Genomic DNA, 11,427 nt, shown 5'->3' on the forward strand with positions numbered 1-11,427 from the left:
TTTGACATGGCTTTGAGTTCGGTTATTCGGGAAGCCTTATTGTGGAAGAAAAAACGACCTGTTTTTTCAGATTCACCAACAGTACATTTGACTCCTAAAGAGATAGAAATTATCAAATTGGCAACACTAGAAAAATGCAGTAAGGAAATAGCCGATGTTCTGAATATTAGCCCTCGAACTGTGGAAAAGCACCGCAATCATATTATGGAAAAAACTCAATCAAAGAATTTTATCGGGGTTGTTTTGTATGCCCTTAAAAATAAAATTATTGAATTGGAGGAAATATAATCATACACGGTGTAGCTGTTAAAAAAAACTCAGTAGTAAAATATATATGTTTTTCTTCCTAAACATTTGGATTTAAATTTTATTTAATTTCACACATCACTCCACTTCCTTTGGCGACAACTACTCCTATTTAGGGATTGCTATATCAAATAAAACCACCTAAAAAAGCATTACTAACTATATCATAAGCTTTATCAAAATATTTCTAAAGGTTTTTTTGAAAGAATTTTATCCAAAGTGAATTTCATTTTTAATGTAAAAGCTTTGGGATGTCCAAGTTATAAGTTCTGTTGGTTATCAAAAATATATCTATAGTTTAATCATACTTATAAGATAGTTTAACTTATGTGAAAGTTGACTGTAAAAAGTACAATTTATTCTTTTAATTAATAAGCCCAGAGACTTTCTCGGGCTTATTTGTTTTAAAATAATTTTTATTAAGATTTACATCTTATATAAGATCTTGGCATCTACAATTTGCCCATCACAAATAAGTGCAACGGTATAAAACCCGTTTGGATAATTGGAAAGATTTATATTTACTTCTGAAGCATTTATATCTACTATATAATTGTTAGAATCACCTGTAGTTCCATAATTTCCTATAACCATTAGATAAGCAGAACTTGCTTCGTTTATTTTATAAGAAACTGTAGCAATGTCTGATGCAGGATTTGGAGAAATAGCGTAAAGAGCATTTGGATTTAACTTAACTTCAACTTCTGTGTAGTCTTTAAAACCGTCAGTTCTTATTACTTCTAATTTAAATTTTTGAGCTATTTCAGTAGCAATATTAATTTCTCTGCTTGAAGCTATAAGCGTTCCATTTTCATCATACCAATTATAGGCAGCAGCGTCATTAATTTGTTCTGCCGTAATAGTAATTGGTTCGTTTTTATCTACATATTTAGTTCCACCAGCATCGGCTACAAATAGCGGTTTTTGCTCTTTTTTTATGACATATGTTTGTCCTCCGATTATTCTGCCTGTGCTAGTTTCTCTCTGAATGATATGATATACATATCTTGCTTTATCTGTAATTTCTTTTGTTAAAAAATTAAATTTCAAATATAGTGTTCCTGTTTCAAATGGGTTTAATTCTAAATCCCTTAAGAAAACATTGTTGTCTTTAATTAGTTTAACCTTTTCGTCTAACGTATTATCTATTCGTTCAGCAGTTTTACCACCACGAACCCAAGCTTGGTATAGTATTTCATCTAGTTTTAGTGATACTTCTGCCTCATCATAAATTGGTTTACCCGTTTCTAAATCTTCTTTTATCAATTCTAAATAGAATGATTTTGGACTATTGAAACTGTTTCCCACAGCAATAACCCCTCCAATAGTTTGCTCCTCTGGATTATTTGAGGTAACATCGACCAACGTTACATTTTTAAGCGCTATTTTGTCATTATTCATTAAGTTTTCAATGAAATCTTCTGTATCTGTAGACTCGGTCTCCTCAGATTCTGTATCTACTTTTGCCAACAAACCAAATGTCCATGGTTCGTCAACAATATTTTTGTATTTATCAGGATTTGGAACCTGGAACGGCATACTAATAATGGTTTCTTGTTCTGGAAGCAGTTCTGGTATTTGTGCTTCACCAATTAATTCACCAAGTTTAGTATCACTACCGTTAAAAGTAGCGCCATCCCAAGTATTTGGCCAGCGTAGCGAAGTTGATGATTTTGCCCAATAGGTTCTTAAACCTCTAGGAGGAGATGTAGTACATCCCGTATTTGCAATTCTAACATATACATAGTTAGGATTTGATTCATTATAAACTGGATTTTGATGTACAGTACTTCCGTCTTGATTGTTACGAACCCAAATATTTTCACTTGCCCAACTAGACTGTAAATTATTTGAAGTTACTAAAGAATTTGAAGGCTCTGCTTTCAATGATATATTGCCAGTCACTTGACTTTGTCTGAATGAGATTGATGTTGGTAATTGCTCTATTGTTATTTCGAGAGAAACCCATTCGCTAAAGTCAGGACAACTGTTGTTTTTTGCTCTTACTTGAACAGTGGTTGTTCCTGCTGCTATTGGACAAAGATCGAGATAGTTTTTAGGAGAGGAGTTATTGATAAATAATAAATTATATCCATTTGGGCTTACTTCTTGCCATTGCCAGTTAGCACTATTAGCAGCCTCAGCCGCTGAGAGCCCAAAAAAGTTTGCAATCACTCTGTTTTTGGTATTCAAAATAGAAGGCGAAGTAAAAGCAAAGCTGGCGTCTGAGGTGATACAAAGACTGCGATTGGTGCAGCCGAAGGTGAATTTGTTGAAGGTAGGTTCACCTATGTAAAAAGATACTCTCTTGGTTGCTGTCTGTCCGCAAGAATTTGTAATTGTTGCCGTTAGTGTTTGTTGTCCGCTTCCACTTCCATTGGGTGTTAGTATGGCTTGGGTACCATTAGCGTCCAAATTCGCAATATTTGGGTTTGATATACTCCAAACTACTGATTGACCTGCTGTTACATTATTGAGATTGAAAATTGTTGGACCAGAAGTAGTGCACATATTAGTTACAGTGCCTTGAATTGAGGCATTACTAACGAAGGTTGTTAATCCATTGAATATAGTGTATGTCTTAGTTGTGGTTTGATTACAGGCGTTTTTAATTGTCGCGTTTAATTGAAGCAAACCATTATTTGATATATTGTTTACTGTTACTCCTGAATTAGATAAATTGCTCAAAGTACCATTTCCTGTTAAACTCCATTGTACTGATTCTCCAGCAGCAACATTGACATTAGATATAGTATAATTTTCAGTGCCTGTACAAATGCCTGTAGGCCCTGAGATAGTAGCTGAAGAATTAAAAGCAGCCCTTGTGACACTTTTTGAACTTATTACTTTGTAGAGAGGATTCCCTGATGACCTTTTTAAAGTACATGATAGATTATATCCGCTACCAGACAAAGGAGGGATTACATTAACAGCGTTTCCATTACTTGGACCAGTTATCGATGCACCACCATCTACATTCCAAGCTATAACATTTGCATTTGTAAAATTTGAAAAAGAAAACGTTGAGATAGTTTGGTCACCACAACTACCAATAACTGTAGCCCCATTAATAATTGGTGGTTTCATTCTGTATACATTAGAAATGCTTAATGAATTTTCTAGATAATTAAAGTAAGCGATAATCTCTCCTGTATTTTGTTTTTTATAATACCCTGAAACTCTTACTGTAACAACATCAAAAGATGCCGTTCCTCCATCACCCCATTGTATGGGAATAATAAGAGGATTTACACCATCAAACGTAGAATTGTTATAATAACTGCTTTGATTACCCGAATTCCCTATATATCCTGGTATAGAAGTACTATCATCATTATTTCCAGTGTTTACAATCCATTCAGTAATAACATATCTGTCAGCGGTAATTCCACTACTATTTGTTGGATATACCGGAGAAAACGTAAAAGTATAATCATATGGAATACCAACTTCAACAGAAGTTGGTCCATTGGTGGAAACAGACTGCTGTGCTATCATACCCCAATTAAGTAGTATGATTGCAAATAATAAATATTTTTTCATTTTTAAATAATTAAAGTTTTTTTGTTTTTTCTAAATGTATTTGAAACCCAACACCTAACCTTATCATGTCAACTGTTGTTGATGAACTTAAATTATTTGAATTATAGTTTAAAGTTATCTCTAAAGCCACTTTTGGATTAAAAAAGAAAACAGGTCCCGCTTTAACATCCAGTATTGTACCAGTGCTGTCTTCGTTATTAGAACCGCTTACAGTATATCCAACTTGTGTTAAAACGTTTATCTTTTTGTCCGATTTTAATAAATAGTATCTAACATATAAACCAGCGCCATAACCAAATGAGGCAGGTGATTCGCTTTCTTTTGTGTTTATATAAATAAGTTGTGGAGAAACTCCTATGGCAAAATTATTAACTAGAAAGTACCCAAAATTTGGTCTTAATTCCAAAACCATACTATTCTGTTCTATTTGCTGATTTTTATACTTTTGAGAATAAAAACTTCCATTCCCCCCCACCATCCAATTCCCTCTGGTGATTTGAGCGTTAGTGGTTAGTGTAAAAAAAAGAATAGCGATTGTGGTTTTTAGGATTTTCATAGTGTTTGATATTACTTGTTATTAAAGATTTGTTTTTCTATTTTTGAAGTGTTTTAGTTAACCTGTGTGAGAGCTGGTTTTCTTGACTGTGAGAGCTGCTACCTCCCGTAGCGGCTTTCTCTTTTTGTGTTTTTTTTAAATCATAGTTTTATTTTAATAGTTCATATTAAAGCGACCTTCTCGAACCTTTACGATTTCTCCATTTGAGTTAATTGCATTAAACCAAAATGTGTTTGAAATAATTTCAGTTATTGTAAGTTATTTTTAACTCTTATGTTACTTGGGAGTTGGTTTCATAATACATTTCGCTTAAATCAGTATTTTATGTTACATATTCGCCTAATTTTGAATTGGGGACATACTCTGATAGTGGAAACGTGACGCCTACATTGTCATGAAGGTTTTGATTGTATGAGAAAATATAAATTATACGAGCATTCTCATTTGAACCCTGTAATGTGTATGCAATTAACCAAACAACATGCTATGTTATCATCGATTTGGGTGGTGGTTGGAAGTTTGTTCAATTCTGTTTTAGGTTTATCATTGTTCTATAAAGTTAAATTGCTGTAAATATTCCTGTATAGACTATAAAAGTTGTACAGTTATATTTTAATTATACTTTATTAATTCTGTTAAAAAGTTTGCCATATTATTCAAATCATCTCTTTGTTCACTAGTAATTCCTTCAGGATCGAAATGCATGATGTCATTTCTAATAATTCGTATTTTGTCAAGTTGCTTGATAAAAGGTACCCTTTCGATATTTAAATTTAGTTTTTTCCAATTTACTTCATTTTCAATAAGTCTAATATATTGACCAAAGGTTAAGTCATCAATAAATTCAGCGGGTTCATCGTCAGAACAAACCCATTTTAAATCCTCAAGCAAGAATTTTTCATCTAAAAGTAACCTTATTAAATTTTCAATTTTTTCAAGTAGTAAAAATGGCTCTGTTAAAGTGAAAAATTGGGAACTAATATCAGTAATTGTAACTATGCCAGAAAGTGTTTTGTCCTTCTTTTGGACAAGTACTATTTCTTCTTTTATTACTGTTTTAATAGCTTCTAAAAGTGGAGTATCTAATTCTAAAATAACGACTTTGGTCTTTAAATAATCTTTTACATCTTTAGATGTGTTACCATTTGTTATTCCAATTCCAATTGTTTCCCAAGTTATAAGACCTGCAACGCTTTTAGGGTTACTCATAACTGGTAATTGAGAAAAGTTATGCATCATCATCAACGTTATAACATCAGATAATTTTGCATCTCTGTTAATTGTAATCGGAGGTTTGTTCGCAGAAGGTAAAATGCTAATTCTTAAAATAGGGTCACTATCAGATTTACTTCTTGCTCGAGCTTTATGCTTTAACTTTATACAACCATCAATCCAAACAGCAGAATAATGAGGGGTTGTTTCTAAATTTTTAGAAGTTAAAAAGCTGTCTATTCTAGCATTGTTGCCTTTCGTTCTTTTTTCACAATGAAAATAACTTAAAAAATCTCTAGGGGACATTTCAAATTCTTTATCCCTGTTTTCTTGAATTTCTTTTACTATTTCTAAAAAATCTTCTCTTACGTTCATTTTTTATATACTGGTATAATATAGCTGATAACTTAATAATACTTGATTATTTATTTTGCAAATTAAATAGGATGTCAGACAATTTAAATACTTATTTATGCGTATTTATCTAGACAGAAACATGTATTTTATTAGAGATTTTTGAAAGGGTGTTGTTATGTAAGAATTTTTTTTGAGCATTTTCATATCCTCGCTTACTTTTCTGTCTAGGACTTTGGTATAGCTCTGGTTGATTCAATCCATAACAGAAAGCATTATATTGTTAAAGTATTTTATGGATACAACTAAAAAAAACTCAATATAATATCGCTTGAGATTTTGTTGAAGAAAAGGAATATTAGATAATATTGTGGCTTTTGTGTATTTTAAGTTGTAAATTACACAAAAGATTGTTATCATAAGCATTCATTACTGGAAGTAGAAGGTTGTTTTATTTGCCCTTAAAAAACAAATTATTGAATTGGAGGAAATTTGAGTGCCAAGACTTTATTTGAATGTGTTTGTTTAATTATTTTTTTAGATAATGTTTGTAAATAAACAGAATATGTAAAAATGATGAGGATATCAATAAAATATCTTCTACTAGTTTTAAATTGTTCAGTTTGCAAATAACTCCCGGCAAGTCTAATAATATAATCATTTAAAATTTTCTTATCTTTTTGGTTTAAATTCCAATTCAAATAAAGTTTCTTAATGTTTATTGAATGCCTTATGATCTATACCAAAGCAGTTATACCGATATTGAAACTAATTACTAAATCTATCAAAAAATTACTGGTATTTGGTAATTTAAAAAAATTAGTATTTATACGTATTGTTTGATGTATTGCCTAATGTTAATTTTGGAAAATTAATATCTGAAATTAAAAACATGTATGGCATTTGATTTCCGTTTAAAAAAATCCTACGTTTATTTTGTTAATTTATTAAACCATTTAATTTATGAGAAAAAAAATTATTTCATCGGTTTTTTTATTAGGCTGTTCATTATCAGCTTTTTCATTAGAAAAAGAGGTATTGTCTATTAATAAAGATGTCATCCCTCAAATTTGTTGTGTAAGAACAGCATCTAATCAATCAACAGGAGAAAGTGTTTCAGTAAGAGCATGTGTCGATGTGACCGGTGATGCTGTAATTGATAAAGGTAAAGCTTGTGCAAGAGCAAAATCTATAGCGACAAAAGCTTTAACAGCTTTAAATGATACTCCAAAATAACATTAACTCAAATCTACAAATAATCATGAAAAAATATTTTATTTATTTGATGCTAATACCTTTCTTTTGTTTGTCACAAAATGAAAAAGTTGTTGTGAATTATAAATCCTTGACATCAGACGATAAAGATAACTTTGGATGTTTTGTTTACGATAACGGTAAATTAATATCCAATACTAGAGAAAGTCTTTATATTGAGACACCTCGTGACACTATTGTCGATTTGAATTACTTAGGAGAATACGATACTAAAGGCTTTGATTATAAATTCACCTACTACAAAAATTTAGATGACAAATATGTAATTCAAGATAGAAATTATGGTCTGAAAAAACTAATAAAAGATGATAATTATAGAATAAGTTGGAATATTACTTCTAATACAAAAAAAATATTGTCTTACGATTGTATGGAAGCAACAGGTTTTTTTAGAGGTCGAGAATATAAAGCTTATTTTTTGGAATCTATAAATATACATAGTGGTCCGTTTAAATTCGATGGATTGCCAGGTATAATTCTTGAGGTCAAATCAACTGACAAATCGGTTTCAATAGTCGCTACTGATATTACTTTTGATGAAGGGGATGTTAGCAATCCTTTTGGCAATATTGAAACGGTAACATGGTCAGAATTTATTAATTTTTACAAACAAAAATTTGAAAGAGTTACTACATCAAAAATTGAAGATAGCGACATATTTATGCCGAATAGATATATTGAATATCTAATGAATTAGTTTGATTTTTTTGAAGATTAAAAAAATATATAGGTACTGGTACGTTAGATAGTGGTGGAATTGGTGATTTGTATAATTATATAAGAGCTTTAAAGAGACAAAGTGATGGAAAAATAATTGTTGGTGGAAAATTCACTTTCTTTAATGGAATCACTGCAGGAGATATTACCAGAATTCAAGGAAATATTGGAACTCAAGCTAAAAACAAATCTATAATGTGTGTTAGTGAGCCTGAAATTGATATAAATAGTACTTTAGGAAATGTAAAAGTTTACCCTAATCTCAGGATTGGTGTATTAAACATAGATTTGTCAGGAGCAGAAGTAGATTATTCGAAAATAGTTCTATATAATCTTTTAGGACAAGAAGTTTAAAATTCATCAATTATTTCAAAAGAGATTAACGCGATAGACATTTTCAGTTTACCGAGTGGTTACTATATTTCCAAAATTGCAAATGAAAACTCAAGTATTCAGGTGAAACTATTAAAAGAATAACTTGTATGGCATTAGGTATATGGTTTAAGTATAAAAGCAATGTTTTTATCTAACATTGGAATTTAGCAAAATAAATTATCTGTAAATTTTGACTATCAGTAAAATACGATTTAAACTACCATTCAACATTAGATTAAGCAGTGAGTATAGATACTGTTTTTTTAGAAGCGATTAGAAAATGAAAAGAGATTGTTAGAGTCTGGAATTACACTCAGTAGTAGTGTAAATAAAGTGATGACACAAAATGCCTCAAAAAAGTATTGAAAGATGTTGTAATGTCAGTCTTAAAACAACTATTAAATTATTTAAAAAATGAAAATAAAATTATTTTATAATTTACGGTCTTAAATTTTGAATTACTCCTTGCACAACCTGGAATTCAATTGCAAAAATATTAGGGAGGAAGTCTTTATTAAGATTCATTTAGTATTGAAAAAACCAGTGATAGAAGTTCTGTTGTGGTATGAACTTCAACTGCATTGAATTTCGATGATCCCAAATTAAAGGAGCACAAGATATCTGGGTTGTCAAGTTGAGTTTCAAAGATGTCTTGTAGTGGCAAGAAAATTATTGAGGTTTGGAAATGAACTAAGATAATTATATTAATAACTTCTTATTGGGCTATACAATAGCTGGAACTTCTTAATCAACCGATGAAGAATTACATGTAATCATCAAGGTTCAGATAATCGTGTTTGAAATTAAACATTCTTATAGGCATACAATTACAATAAGCATTGGGAAGTTCTAATTATTATGAAGGTTTTAGTGTGTTATCAAGCACTGATAGATTCAATAACGGGGGAATTGTAGAATGTAATGATTGAAGTGTAACTGGAAATCGTTAAAATAATGATTACCGGTTAGTGAAGCTGAATAAAACCAATAAAACATAAACTTAAATTATGGCTATCCTACCAATTGTATTTTTATTATTCTTTTTTGTCTTTCTGTTTGTTCGAGAAATTGAACAAGACAAAAAGCGATTTCGTGAAACAAAGCGATTAGCGAATGAGCATGTTTTGAGAGAGGTAGAGCGATTTTTAGAGGAAAAAGCCAAAGAGAATGGCTGATATATTGCCCTTTCAGAAAGTTGTATTGTCTGTATCTTTATTTACTACTTAAATTTTGAACTAATAATTTTCTTTTAATGTTAACACCATTTTTTTTCAATCTTTGATATATTCTATTTCTAAATTTTTCTTTGTTACAGGTAACGGGTCACCAACAATTTCACTATTAATTTTTATTTCTAGCCGTCCGTCAATAATATTATAGGTTAATTCTTTTCAATATTTATGTGTTTTTCAATAATCCCTTAGGCTGCTTTTATAATTTTTAGAGTACTTGAGATTTGCTTTTGAAACATTTTTTCTATTTCTTCTACTTCTTCTACTTCTTCTATTTCTGATAAATTTACAAGATATATAAAATGTAAATACGTATTTATACGTATTGTTTGATGTATTGCTGCCCCTTAGTTTTAGAAAAAAAAATTTGAAATTAAAAAACGTGTATAGTATTTGATTTTACTATATCAAGCAGTGTTTTATCCCATGTTGAAATGCTTATAGCGCAAAAATATCTGGTAATAGTGGGCCATAGTTCATTATTGATCACAATACCTGTTATTAGGAGAACTTAGAATTATATAATTATTTATCATCTATTAGAGTACTTTCAGCGTAAGTGTATTATTTATAACTCAACATTAAATCATTTTTATGAAAAACCAATTTCAATTATTCAAATTCCTCAGTATTTGTATTGTGGTGTTTTTTAGTGGTATAATACTAGCAACTGCAAAAGATATTCTATGGGAGAAAAGCTATGGAGGCAAGCATGCTAATTATTTATTTGATGTGGTTCCCACGCCTGATTATGGTTTTTTGTTGGCGGGTAGTTCGTTGTCTAAAAAGACTGTAAATAAGACCGAAGATAATCGAGGGGATTTGGACTTCTGGGTTTGGAAAATGAATGAAAAAGGGGAACTAGATTGGCAGAAGGGTTTTGTGGGTTCTGGGAAGGATATTTTGAAAAGGGTGATTGAAACCCCTTACGGAGGTTATCTTTTGGCAGGAATCAGCAGAACTCTCCTTACTGCCGATGGCGGGGTAAAAGCCTCAGGGTATAAAAGCAGCGGTAAAGGGGGCGTTGATTTTTGGGTGGTAAAACTAAAAGACAAGCAAAAACCGAAAGTAGATAAAAAACCAATTGAAGCGATTCCTAACCCGGCTATTGATTAAACTAATATCATTGTGGGTTATGATTATATCAAAGGGACCGCAACCATTGTGGATATAGCCGGGATGTTTTGCAGCAATTTCAGATTTCAGACAGGACTATACCGATAGACTTGCTGGGACTGCCTGAAGGGGTTTATATTGTGAATATTAGGACTGATATTCAGAATAGTGGAGTTAAACAGAGTACTAAAAATTAAAACTGTATAAAAATGAAAAATACATTATCAATCTTATCATTGTTGATTACGGCATTATCTTTCTCACAGATTGTGGAACCTAACAAAGTTCCAGAAGTTTTACCACCTGCTCCTACTGTTGCAGCATTCATGAAATTCGAAGAAATTCCGGTTGGTTATTATACAGGCATTCCTGATGTATCCATACCTATTTTTAACACCAAGCTTAAAAATGGTCAGAGTTTTGACATTAAGCTGGGATACCATCCTGCAAGCATCATTGCCAATGAAGTGGCTTCCAATTGTGGGTTAGGATGGAGTTTATTTGCGGGTGGGACCATATCCAGAACAGTAAAAGGATTTCCAGATGAAATGTTAAAAACCGGAGGCCCAGGAGTTGCAAAGATAGGTATCTATACCACTACCGGTACTTATACTAACTATTTTTATGAATATACCAATTTGCTTGTTAACAATTCGATAGATTCATCCAATGAGGAAATGGTTAATAAATACCTATGGGACGTCAACGTTTGGGGTAGGTTTGATACAGAACATGATTTAT

At 31.3% G+C, this 11,427-nt stretch carries 10 protein-coding genes; 7 read left to right on the forward strand and 3 right to left on the reverse strand.

Translation table 11 applies throughout. From position 1 onward, the window contains the following. A partial coding sequence (locus ACOYLP_RS07410; RefSeq protein WP_422855545.1) for a response regulator transcription factor occupies positions 1-288 on the forward strand: 288 nt, incomplete at its 5' end. A 444-nt stretch (positions 289-732) separates the two neighbouring features. On the opposite strand, the gene ACOYLP_RS07415 is transcribed toward ACOYLP_RS07410, so the two are convergent. The 3 genes from ACOYLP_RS07415 to ACOYLP_RS07425 all read right to left on the reverse strand — a co-directional run bounded on the left by ACOYLP_RS07415 (position 733) and on the right by ACOYLP_RS07425 (position 5,992). Continuing rightward, positions 733-3,849 (reverse strand): hypothetical protein, encoded by a 3,117-nt coding sequence (locus ACOYLP_RS07415; RefSeq protein ID WP_422855546.1) that lies wholly within the window; start codon positions 3,847-3,849, stop codon positions 733-735. Between the two features lie 10 nt (positions 3,850-3,859). After that, positions 3,860-4,405 carry a hypothetical protein gene (locus ACOYLP_RS07420; RefSeq protein ID WP_422855547.1) on the reverse strand — a complete coding sequence of 182 codons (546 nt, stop codon included), beginning with the start codon at positions 4,403-4,405 and terminating at the stop codon, positions 3,860-3,862. Positions 4,406-5,017: 612 nt separating this feature from the next. After that, positions 5,018-5,992 carry a CBS domain-containing protein gene (locus ACOYLP_RS07425; RefSeq protein ID WP_422855548.1) on the reverse strand — a complete coding sequence of 325 codons (975 nt, stop codon included), beginning with the start codon at positions 5,990-5,992 and terminating at the stop codon, positions 5,018-5,020. Between the two features lie 942 nt (positions 5,993-6,934). Here ACOYLP_RS07425 and ACOYLP_RS07430 point away from each other — a divergent pair. The 6 genes from ACOYLP_RS07430 to ACOYLP_RS07455 all read left to right on the forward strand — a co-directional run. Next, the gene (locus ACOYLP_RS07430; protein ID WP_422855549.1) at positions 6,935-7,207 is read left to right on the forward strand and encodes a hypothetical protein; all 273 of its coding nucleotides are present in this window, start codon (positions 6,935-6,937) and stop codon (positions 7,205-7,207) included. Between the two features lie 25 nt (positions 7,208-7,232). Beyond that, positions 7,233-7,943, forward strand: a complete 711-nt coding sequence (locus ACOYLP_RS07435) for a GLPGLI family protein (RefSeq protein ID WP_422855550.1) — start codon at positions 7,233-7,235, stop codon at positions 7,941-7,943. Positions 7,944-8,011: 68 nt separating this feature from the next. Continuing rightward, positions 8,012-8,317 (forward strand): delta-60 repeat domain-containing protein, encoded by a 306-nt coding sequence (locus tag ACOYLP_RS07440; protein ID WP_422855551.1) that lies wholly within the window; start codon positions 8,012-8,014, stop codon positions 8,315-8,317. Positions 8,318-9,345: 1,028 nt separating this feature from the next. Continuing rightward, positions 9,346-9,513 (forward strand): hypothetical protein, encoded by a 168-nt coding sequence (locus ACOYLP_RS07445; protein WP_422855552.1) that lies wholly within the window; start codon positions 9,346-9,348, stop codon positions 9,511-9,513. 651 nt (positions 9,514-10,164) lie between these two features. Further along, positions 10,165-10,686: a hypothetical protein gene (locus ACOYLP_RS07450; protein WP_422855553.1), complete on the forward strand. Its 522-nt coding sequence runs from the start codon at positions 10,165-10,167 to the stop codon at positions 10,684-10,686. Positions 10,687-10,895: 209 nt separating this feature from the next. Next, the coding region (locus ACOYLP_RS07455; protein WP_422855554.1) for a hypothetical protein at positions 10,896-11,427 on the forward strand (532 nt) is incomplete at its 3' end.

The organism is Flavobacterium sp., from assembly GCF_049318325.1.
Classification (GTDB): domain Bacteria; phylum Bacteroidota; class Bacteroidia; order Flavobacteriales; family Flavobacteriaceae; genus Flavobacterium.

Excerpts from the sequence above, each read along its gene's own strand:
- ACOYLP_RS07415 (WP_422855546.1), bottom strand. The coding sequence starts at position 3,849 with ATGAAAAAATATTTATTATTTGCAATCATACTACTTAATTGGGGTATG.
- ACOYLP_RS07420 (WP_422855547.1), bottom strand. The coding sequence starts at position 4,405 with ATGAAAATCCTAAAAACCACAATCGCTATTCTTTTTTTTACACTAACC.
- ACOYLP_RS07425 (WP_422855548.1), bottom strand. The coding sequence starts at position 5,992 with ATGAACGTAAGAGAAGATTTTTTAGAAATAGTAAAAGAAATTCAAGAA.
- ACOYLP_RS07430 (WP_422855549.1), top strand. The coding sequence starts at position 6,935 with ATGAGAAAAAAAATTATTTCATCGGTTTTTTTATTAGGCTGTTCATTA.
- ACOYLP_RS07435 (WP_422855550.1), top strand. The coding sequence starts at position 7,233 with ATGAAAAAATATTTTATTTATTTGATGCTAATACCTTTCTTTTGTTTG.
- ACOYLP_RS07445 (WP_422855552.1), top strand. The coding sequence starts at position 9,346 with ATGGCTATCCTACCAATTGTATTTTTATTATTCTTTTTTGTCTTTCTG.
- ACOYLP_RS07450 (WP_422855553.1), top strand. The coding sequence starts at position 10,165 with ATGAAAAACCAATTTCAATTATTCAAATTCCTCAGTATTTGTATTGTG.